Origin of the sequence: Streptomyces sp. T39, assembly GCF_008042045.1 — a bacterium.
Taxonomy (GTDB): Bacteria; Actinomycetota; Actinomycetes; order Streptomycetales; family Streptomycetaceae; genus Streptomyces.
The window spans coordinates 2,373,070-2,379,345 of the sequence record NZ_RDBP01000012.1; the positions used below are offsets into that span (position 1 = coordinate 2,373,070).

The 6,276-nt window shown below is 73.1% G+C and carries 6 protein-coding genes; 5 read left to right on the plus strand and 1 reads right to left on the minus strand.

What is annotated here, in order from left to right; all coding sequences use genetic code 11:
- Nucleotides 1-191: 191 nt before the first annotated feature.
- From EAO77_RS11835 to EAO77_RS11855, 5 genes are all read left to right on the plus strand, one after another.
- Nucleotides 192-944, plus strand: a complete 753-nt coding sequence (locus tag EAO77_RS11835) for a GntR family transcriptional regulator (RefSeq protein WP_147987967.1) — start codon at nt 192-194, stop codon at nt 942-944.
- A gap of 204 nt (nt 945-1,148) precedes the next feature.
- On the plus strand, nt 1,149-1,334 hold the full coding sequence (locus EAO77_RS11840; RefSeq protein ID WP_147987968.1) for an SPOR domain-containing protein: 186 nt from the start codon (nt 1,149-1,151) through the stop codon (nt 1,332-1,334).
- A gap of 143 nt (nt 1,335-1,477) precedes the next feature.
- Nucleotides 1,478-1,894, plus strand: coding sequence for a (deoxy)nucleoside triphosphate pyrophosphohydrolase (locus EAO77_RS11845; protein WP_147987969.1), 417 nt, complete (start codon nt 1,478-1,480; stop codon nt 1,892-1,894).
- Nucleotides 1,895-2,114: 220 nt separating this feature from the next.
- The gene (locus EAO77_RS11850; protein WP_147987970.1) at nt 2,115-2,531 is read left to right on the plus strand and encodes an ATP-binding protein; all 417 of its coding nucleotides are present in this window, start codon (nt 2,115-2,117) and stop codon (nt 2,529-2,531) included.
- Between the two features lie 148 nt (nt 2,532-2,679).
- Nucleotides 2,680-5,262: a SpoIIE family protein phosphatase gene (locus EAO77_RS11855; RefSeq protein ID WP_147987971.1), complete on the plus strand. Its 2,583-nt coding sequence runs from the start codon at nt 2,680-2,682 to the stop codon at nt 5,260-5,262.
- 151 nt (nt 5,263-5,413) lie between these two features.
- On the opposite strand, the gene EAO77_RS11860 is transcribed toward EAO77_RS11855, so the two are convergent.
- Nucleotides 5,414-6,124 (minus strand): PspA/IM30 family protein, encoded by a 711-nt coding sequence (locus tag EAO77_RS11860; protein WP_147987972.1) that lies wholly within the window; start codon nt 6,122-6,124, stop codon nt 5,414-5,416.
- Nucleotides 6,125-6,276: the final 152 nt, after the last annotated feature.

Here is a 6,276-nt window from a genome sequence, read left to right on the forward strand (position 1 = left end):
GTGCGTGCACGCAGAAGGTATTGGTCTGGACCATTGAGGTCAATAGGTCGGGGCCCGCTCCCGGATGTACCGGTGGCAAACCCTCACCCACCGGCAAGTCATCACATCGAGTGAAACTGTGGCCTACACTTGCGGCCGGCAACCCACGGTTGCGAGGCTGTCGCAGTCTGTCAACCTGTTGGGAGTGGCCAGTGACATTCGGTGAGCAGCCCGCCTACCTGCGCGTTGCGAGCGATCTGCGGGAAAAGATCGTGAACGGCTCACTGCCGCCGCACACCCGGTTGCCCTCGCAGGCCCGCATCCGGGAGGAGTACGGCGTCTCCGACACGGTCGCCCTGGAGGCGCGCAAGGTGCTCATGGCCGAGGGGCTCGTCGAAGGGCGGTCCGGATCGGGGACGTACGTACGCGAGCGGCCGGTGCCGCGCCGGGTCAGCCGGTCGGGCTTCCGGCCGCCGTCCGGGGCGAGCCCGTTCCGTCAGGAGCAGGCCGAGGACGGGGTGCGGGGCACCTGGGAATCGAGCAGCGAGCAGGAGTGCGCCGGCCCGGAGATCGCCGCCAGGCTCGGGATCCAGCTGGGCGACCGGGTGATGCGCACCCGCTACCTCTACCGGGACGGGGGCGAGCCGATGATGATCTCGACCTCCTGGGAGCCCCTGGAGGTCACCGGCCGCACCCCGGTGATGCTGCCCGAGGAGGGGCCCCTCGGCGGCTGCGGGGTGGTGGAGCGGATGGCCGCGATCGACGTCGTCGTGGACAACGTGGTGGAGCAGGTCGGCGCCCGGCCCGGCCTGGCCGAGGAGCTGCTGACGCTGGGCGGGGTGCCGGGACACGTGGTGATGGTGGTCGAGCGCACCTACTACGCGTCGGGCAGGGCGGTCGAGACCGCGGACGTCGTGGTGCCCGCCGACCGCTATCGCGTGGCGTACCACCTGCCGGTGCGCTGACGGCGCCCGCCCGGGGAGGCCGCCGGGTGGTCGATGCGGGCGACGAGGGGGCGTATCCAGCCGGATGCGCCCCTTTCGCTGTCTCTTTGTGAAAACCCGTGTTCGCTCAGTGAAGGTCAGGCGTACGCTTGGGCATATGCGTAGTGCGGTTTCCTGTCGAAGGTTACGTATGCTCGGCTCGACCAGGGGTGGGGGAGGGGTGCGATGACGGATCTGAACGCCGCTCTTCCCTGGCAGGTCGTGCGCCAGGACGGCAACGGCAATCGCTACCGCGTCGGCCGGTACGCGACGAGGGACGAGGCCCAGCGGATCGCCGACACCCTCGATCACCGGGGGCATGAGCAGCTCTACTGCGTGGAGCCCATCGGTCAGCCGCAGCCGGGACGCTGAACTCCGCGCCCGCGTACGCCGCCTGACGGTGTGCCCGCCATCCGCTTCCGCCATCCGCTTCCGCCCTCCGCGCCGCAGCGCCCGCACCCCGCTTCCCGGCGGGCGCGGGCGGGGCCCGGCCGCGGCGAAGTACGCTCCGGCGCATGACCGATCGTGTGGTGGTGGCGGGGGCCGTGTACGACCGGGGACGGCTGCTCGCCGCCCGGCGCAGCGCGCCGGAGGAACTGGCGGGACGCTGGGAGCTTCCCGGCGGCAAGCTCGAACCGGGGGAGAGTCCCGAGCAGGCACTCGTGCGCGAACTGCGCGAGGAGCTGGGTGTCGAGACGGAGCCGGTGGAGCGGGTCCCGGGGGAGTGGCCGCTGAAACCCGGCCTGGTGCTCCGCGTCTGGACCGTCCGCCTGCTGTCCGGTGAGCCCCGCCCCCTCCAGGATCATGACGCGCTGCGCTGGCTCGACCCCGATGAGCGGGACGACGTCGACTGGCTCGACCAGGACCGTCCCGCCGTCGCCGCGGTGGCGCGCCTGGTGCGCGAGCGCTCCGGCGCGTACGGGCGCGACTGACGCGGCGGGTCCGCGCAGCGGCGCCGGGCCCGGCCTCCGGCACCCGGCCGCCCGGCGGCCGGAGGCGCACGCGATGCGTATGGGGGCGTGAAGCGCCCGCGCGTACGCCCGCAATGCACCAGTGCTCCCTCGGCGCGCCCACGCGCGGTAACCGACCCGGGAAACGGGTATGTGCCCATTAACCCCCCGAAACCGGGCGCGGGTCCGCTGGCGATCGGAAGTGATCGGCGTGATCGGCACCGACGGCGAATGCGTCGAGTGGAGCTTTCCGGCGCAGCCGGACGCCGTGCGCGCGGCCCGCCATGCCGTCCGTGACACCCTCCGCGAGTGGAAGCTGGACGCCGCGGTCCGCGATGTGACGGTACTGCTGGTCAGCGAACTGGTGACCAACTCCCAGCGCTACACCGCCGGACCCATCGGGGTGCGGCTCCAGCGCCGTCAGGAGAACGGCGCCGCCCCGGCCCTGCTGGTCGAGGTCTCCGATCCCGTGCCGGACCTCCCCACCGAGCGGGCGGCGCGTCCCGAGGACGAAGGCGGCCGCGGGCTGTATCTGGTCGCATGTTCGGCCCGCAGATGGGGCACCCGCCGGGGCAGGACGGGGAAGACGGTGTGGTTCGAGCTGCCTCTGACGGGTTAGGAGTCCGTCTGGGACGACGATCACGGAGAACTCGGCCGGAAATGAACGAGACCTCTCTGTGATCGTGAACGCCGTGTCGGCGCGGGCCGTAGTGCTGAATACTGCGGTCATGGCCGGTCCGGTGCGGTGAGCTGGAGGGGACGGTCGCGTGAGCGAGATACCTGGGACGGCGAGCGGCGTCGTGTGGCAGAGCAGCGCGCCTGGCTCGATCTACGACTACATCAAGGTCGCGTCGTTCTCGATCGGCCCGGACGGCCTGGTCGACCAGTGGAGCAGGCGTGCCGCCGAACTCTTCGGCGTCACGGCCGACCAGGTCAGGGGCAAGGACCCGGTGCAGGCGTTCCTCCCCGCGGAACTGAGGTCGCGCGCCTACCGCAAGGTGGCCGAGATCCTCGACGGCAAGGAGTGGACCGGGCTGGTCCCCTTCCGTGCGCCGGGCGGCGAACACGCCCACGGCATGGCCGAGATCTACGTGATGCCGAGCGAGGCGGGCGACGGCCGGCTCGGAGCCCTCTGTATCGTGGTCGATGTGCGGGCACTGCGCAGCATCGAGAGTGATCTCGCCGCATCGCAGGCCATATTCGGCCAATCTCCCTTCGGTTTCCTGCTCTTCGGCACGGATCTCACCGTGCAGCGTGCCAACCGCCGGTTCGCGGCCGTCTTCGGCGGGGTGGCGGAGGAGCACCGAGGCCGCACCGTGTACGACTACCTCTCCCGCCCCGAGGCCGAGCGCATGGACGCCGCCCTGCGCCGGGTCCTGGAGACCGGCGAATCGGTCACCGACCTGCAGATCACCGGCACCGCGCCCCGCAGCAGCGACCGGAGGCAGTGGTCCATCAACCTCTACCGCGTGCACGGCGGATCCGGCAGGCCTGTCGGCGTCGCCGGACTCGGCACCGATGTGACGCGCCGTCACAGCGCGGCCCGGGAGGCCGCCAGCGCGCGCCGCAACCTCGCGATCCTCAACGAGGCCAGCGCCCGCATAGGCAACTCCCTCGACCTGGAGACCACCGCCCGCGAACTCCTCGACGTCGCCGTGCCCGGCTTCTGCGACCTGGCCTCCGTCGACCTCTACCAGTCCCTGCTCACCGGGGACGAGGCGCCGCCGGGACAGTACGGCTCCGCGCACGCCGAGAGCTACGGCGGCGGCAGCGCCGAACTCCGCCGGGTCGCCTTCGCCAGCGCCGTCTCCGACGCCCCGCTGGTGACCACCCCCGACTGCGTCCCCGCCGGCTCCGCCCCGGCCGCCGTCGGCGAGGTCCACCGCTTCCCGTTCAACTCCCCCTGCGCCGGCGCGCTGCGGACCGCGAGCGTGCGGACGATCCCCGGCGGCGAGGGCAGCCTCCTGCAGTCGACGCTCGCCGTGCCGATGGTCGCCCACGACACGGTCGTCGGTCTGGTCCAGTTCGCCCGCGCCAAGGGAAGCGAACCCTTCGGCGAACGGGACCGCGCCCTCGCCGTCGAGCTCGCCGCCCGCGCGGCCGTCTGCATCGACAACGCCCGCCTCTACCGGCGGGAGCACGAGCGCGCCCTCATCCTCCAGCGCAGCCTGCTGCCCCCGGGCGACCCGGAGGCGGCGGGGCTCGACATCGCCTGCCGCTACCTGCCGGGCACGACGACCACCGAGGTCGGCGGCGACTGGTTCGACGTCATCGAGCTCCCCGGGCACCGCACGGCCCTCGTCGTCGGCGACGTCATGGGGCGGGGACTGCGCGCCGCCGTCGCCATGGGCGAACTGCGCACCGCCGTCAGGACCCTGGCGCTGCTCGACCTGGAGCCCGCCGAGGTGCTCTCCGCCCTCGACGAGATCGCCCGCGGCCTCGGCGGCCCCGGCACGCCCTCCCAGCTCCGCCGCTCCGGCGCGTCCGCCGCCCCGCCCCGCCCCGGCAGCTCTCGGGAGGCCGACCTCTCCGAGGTCTACCTCGCCACCTGCGTCTACGCCGTCTACGACCCGGTCACCCGGCGCTGCACCTTCGCCAACGCCGGCCACCTGCCGCCCGCCCTCGTCGAACCGGGGGAGGAGGCGCTGCTGCTCGACGTGCCGCCCGGGATGCCGCTCGGGGTGGGCGGCGAGCCCTTCGAGGAGGTGCAGGTCGAGCTGCCGGAGGGGTCCCTCCTGGCGCTCTACACCGACGGGCTCGTCGAGTCCCGCGACCACCCCCTCGACGAGGGCCTGCACGCCTTCCGCACCGCCCTCACCGACCCCGGCCGGGTCCTGGAGGACGTCTGCGACCATGTGCTGAACAGCCTCGACACCCGCCACGGCGAGGACGACATCGCCCTGCTGATGGCCCGCATCCAGGGGCTGCCGGCCGAGGCCGTCGGCGACTGGCGGCTGCCGCGCGAGCCCCGCTCGGTGGGCCGTGCCCGCGAGCTGACCCGTGCCCAGCTCGTCGCCTGGGACCTCGAGGCGCTGGTGGACACCGTCGAACTGCTCGTCAGCGAACTGGTCACCAACGCGCTGCGCTACGGCGAGGGCGAGATACGGCTGCGGCTGCTGCGCGACCGCACCCTCGTCTGCGAGGTGTGGGACGCGGGCCTGGTCCAGCCCCGGCGCCGCCGGGCCCGGGACACGGACGAGGGCGGCCGCGGCCTTCAGCTCGTGGGCCTGCTCAGCGCGGGCTGGGGCTCCCGGCGCACCCCGCGGGGCAAGACGGTCTGGTTCGAACTGGGCCTCCCGGACGGGGAGCCGTCGGAGCCGACGGTGGACCAGCTGCTGAGCATGTTCTGACCGCGGGCGCCGCGGCGCGGCGGCCCCGGCGCGGGAACCGCGGGCCCGTCCGTGCCGGAACCGGCACCCGCACCGACCCCCGCCACGCCCGCGCCTCCACCGCCCGTCCGTCCGCGTCCCCCGTCCCCGCGACGACAGCCCCCGGCGCGGCTCACGCCGTCTTGAGCGCCGCCAGCCGTGCCGCGATCTCCGCGTCGTCCCCCGCGTCCTCCAGCTGCTCGAACTGGGCGTCCAGCGACGACGCCGCCAGCTCCTGCCGGCCCATCGCCCGCGCCTCCTCGCGGCGCACCTTGTCCTCGAAGCGGCTGAGATCACTCGTCGGGTCGAGGACGTCGATGCTCTCGACCGCGTCCAGCATCCGGTTCTGCGCCCGGGCGGACGTCGCGCGGGCCACCAGCTCGTCCCGCTCGGCCTGGAGCCGGTGCAGTTTCTCCTTCATCTGCTGGAGGCCCGACCTGAGCGTGTCGACGACCTCCGTCTGGGAGGCGATGGACGGCTCCGCGGTACGGGCCTCCTTCTCCGACCGGAGCTGCCTGCCGAGTGCGACCTTCGCCAGGTTGTCGAAGGTGTCCGCCTCGGCGGCCCTCCCCGCCGCGCGCAGCTCGTCCGCCTTGCGGCTCGCGGCGAGCGCCTTGCCGCCCCACTCCTTCGCGGCGTCCACGTCCTCCCGGTGGTCCTGCTCCAGCAGACGCAGACTGCCGATCGTGGACGCCACGGCCGCTTCCGCCTCGGCGATGTTGTTCGCGTAGTCGCGGATCAGCTGGTCGAGCATCTTCTGCGGGTCCTCGGCCTGGTCGACCAGGGCGTTGATGTTGGCCTTCGCCAGCTGGGCGACGCGTCCGAGGATGGTCTGCTTCGTCATCGGGTCTCTCCTTGGGTGCACGGTGTCGAGGACGTCCGAAGGAGCGGGAGGACGGCGGTGGCGGCTCAGAAGCGGCCGCCGCCCATGCGCCCGCGTGTCCCCCCGCCGCCGAAGCTGCCCGGCCCTGTGCCGGACCCCCCGCCGCCGGGCCC

Bases quoted from the DNA above. Each gene is read 5' to 3' on its own strand.
- EAO77_RS11845 (WP_147987969.1), top strand. From the start codon at position 1,478: ATGACCGATCGTGTGGTGGTGGCGGGGGCCGTGTACGACCGGGGACGG.
- EAO77_RS11840 (WP_147987968.1), top strand. From the start codon at position 1,149: ATGACGGATCTGAACGCCGCTCTTCCCTGGCAGGTCGTGCGCCAGGAC.
- EAO77_RS11860 (WP_147987972.1), bottom strand. From the start codon at position 6,124: ATGACGAAGCAGACCATCCTCGGACGCGTCGCCCAGCTGGCGAAGGCC.